The organism is Pseudomonas paraversuta, assembly GCF_904063065.1.
In the GTDB taxonomy this organism is placed as follows: Bacteria; Pseudomonadota; Gammaproteobacteria; order Pseudomonadales; family Pseudomonadaceae; genus Aquipseudomonas; species Aquipseudomonas paraversuta.
Map to the genome: position 1 here is coordinate 1 of NZ_CAJFCL010000021.1, position 2,440 is coordinate 2,440.

General features: G+C 57.7%; 2 protein-coding genes. Both read right to left on the bottom strand.

What is annotated here, in order from left to right; genetic code table 11:
- Positions 1–1,310 (bottom strand): hypothetical protein (locus JQ845_RS22710; protein ID WP_203009499.1); only part of this gene is annotated, 1,310 nt, incomplete at its 3' end.
- A gap of 336 nt (positions 1,311–1,646) precedes the next feature.
- A partial coding sequence (locus JQ845_RS22715; RefSeq protein ID WP_203009500.1) for a hypothetical protein occupies positions 1,647–2,440 on the bottom strand: 794 nt, incomplete at its 5' end.

Genomic DNA, 2,440 nt, shown 5'->3' on the forward strand with positions numbered 1-2,440 from the left:
CCGAGGTCGTCGTAGCGGGTTTCTTCTTCGGTAACAAGCTCTCGCAGCACCCGTTGGCCGTCCAGCTGCGCCTTGCGGGTAATGACCTTGTGCGGGAACTGGAAGTAAGGCAGTTGCCGGGCAATGGACAGCCACGGCTCGTCGTAATAGGTGGTTTCAGTTTCTTGCAGGGTCTGGCCCTGTAGCGTGCGTTCACGGGTCAGCAGGTGAAAGCGGTTAAAGGTGCGGCTGATGGTTTGCAGGGGGGTGCCCCGGGCATCCATCAGGGTTTCGGTGGAGCCATAGAGAAAATCCCCGGATCCGGTCAGGTGATAGAGGTTGTCTTCGCGATTACGCCACTGACGTACCGCCGGCCAGCCGAAGTAATTGTTGCTGCCATACAGCCCATAGTCATAACGAACCAGTTGCACCGGCTGGCCGTCCCCCGGGTCCTTGCGGGTCTGGCTGACCACCGGCATCCGTGGGAACGGCGCCCCCGGCGGCAACGCCAGGCCCTTTGCCTCACTGTAGGTCACCTCTTCGCTACTGCCGGTGGGCTGGGTACATTTGCTCAGCAGCAGTAATCCGGAAGTCGCAGTGCTGTACTCAAACTGCCAGCCACTGCCGGGAAGGCCGTCCACTGTCACCCGGCGCAACTGCCCCGATACCCGGTGAAAAGACATCACCACCTGTGCGGGGGTATCCGGTTGCAAAGTCAGACTGGTTTGCTGGCCCTCGTAGGCCAGAGCCAGCACCGTGCGGCCCTGGGCATCGCTGACTTTTTGCAGGTAAGCCCCATTGCCAACCGAGCGCCAGTCAAAGGTCAAGGCGCTGCCATCGGCCCCCACCAAAGTGCTGACCACCCACAAGCTCGAGTGTCCGGCCAGCGGGATCAGTCGTTCACAAGTGCCGTCGTTATGCCGGACCCATATTTCATGACGCTGAACGGTCACTGCGACTACCGGCAAACGCACATCGGGAAAGCGCATGTGCTGGCCAACAATCTCACCGCGAAAACGCTCGCCGGAATTGAGCTGCAACTGCTGGCTGGCGCCATCCCAGGAGGTGGTGCCGAGCATCCAGCCCAGACCAAAGCCCTGGTCGGCTGTCATCAGCGGGCTATGGCTCAGGCGCAACTGGCTGACGGGCCCGCGCAAATCGTTGGCGGCGCCGGTGGGCAGGCTGATCGATGCCGAGAACGCACCGGTGCGCGGATCGACCCCGGCACTGATGCTGCTCATAAAGTTGTAGGCCCCGGAATACACATCGCCGCTGCTAAGCAGGCTGGCGGCGGACTGGATGTCGTGGGTGTGCTCAGATGGTTCGATCATGCTTCTATTCCTTGAAATAATGAAAGAGCTCGCAGAATAAAAGCGCTGACTTGAGACCGATATCAGCAAGGGCTGTAGGTGAGGCAGCTACAAAAAAAAACCGGGGCGCCAGGGTGTAATTTTGCTTGGGGCCTGGCCCCGCTGTAGAGCGGCTGGACTTTGCAGCATCAAACCAATGCGCTGCTGTTTTCTTCGCGGGGCGCAAAGAAGAGAGGCGTTGAGGCAACGGGACGGTGATCTACGCAATGAACAAAGTGACGGCGCAAAACCAGTCGCACTTTTTCAAACTGCGACTGGTTACCGGACATAAACTATCAGCTGTATTTCCGTGCGGACTTAAAGACGTACCGTCATATACATGTTACGCATTACATCACCGTACAAAAACCAGGCCTCATCCTCTGACCAATGCGCCAAAAGTTGCTGAATACGAGGCCGCCTTCTAAGTTCGTGCGGAATGCTGGGCACACTTTCAGCAAATGCCCGGCTCATGGTTCTCAGGGTGTCGGGTTGTATATTGGCATTTAACAAATCCGTGTAATCGAATCTCGCGCGACTATTGGATGCGATCAGCCGGACCTCACGAACATAATCAGGGTTATTTGCAAACAAAGGTGCAACGACGCCGTTAATTATTAAATTTCCAGTCGGTACATTGTTTGCCGGCAAGATCACTGGAACCCTTGGATTTGCGTGCAGATAATATTCTCGTACTTCGTTAAATGCTCGCGCACCAGTTCTGCCATACCTATTTGCCGCATCCGAGGCAATTAGAGTCAAGCGGTCTGCGGATCCGGCAATGTCCATGTGACGAGTAGCACGCCATACCTCTTGCGGATCAGCGGCATTGTTAGCCAAAGACTGGAGTGTGGGTACCTGATGTGTCCTTGGCGCAGGAAAACCTCGACCTCTGCCCCCGGCATGCTGCAATTTATGCTGCCAGCTGCCCACGAACTTGCCGGCCTTTTTGACCCCCTTGGCCGCAGCCCCGGCCATCGATGGAGCCGCCGAGGCCAGCCCGGTTGCCATGCCCACCCAGCCCAGAATCCGCCCGGCGTTTTCATTGCCGGTGGCCAGCAAGGCTATCGAGGCCACATCCGCTGCCAGCGACACCACACTCAAGGTCGCGG